General features: G+C 40.4%; 1 protein-coding gene. It reads right to left on the reverse strand.

The features are described 5' to 3' along the window. Positions 1-6 precede the first annotated feature (6 nt). Positions 7-282, reverse strand: a 276-nt coding sequence (locus tag JMA46_RS16895; RefSeq protein WP_207346502.1) for a hypothetical protein, incomplete at its 5' end; no start/stop codon positions are given.

A 282-nucleotide genomic window follows, 5' to 3' on the forward strand; every position in this document is an offset into this window, starting at 1 on the left:
AAAACCCTAAAAAAGCGCCCGCACCATTAAAACCTTGGTTTGATTTACCAAGTCAAATTCCTGAGGATTATTCGGTGTTCTTTGGCCATTGGGCATCCCTTGAAGGGAAATGTACACCAGATAACGTTTATGCTTTAGATACTGGCTGCTGCTGGGGTGGTGACCTAACCTTATACCACTGGGAAACAAAACAATTTTATCGCCAAAAATCACACCAAAAAAGCCGTAAAGAATAGTTTTGGCTCTATTAAAAACAAAATGGCGCATTAAGCGCCATTTTTG

The sequence above is a fragment of the Arthrobacter sp. E3 genome (genome assembly GCF_017353415.1).
Classification (GTDB): domain Bacteria; phylum Actinomycetota; class Actinomycetes; order Actinomycetales; family Micrococcaceae; genus Specibacter.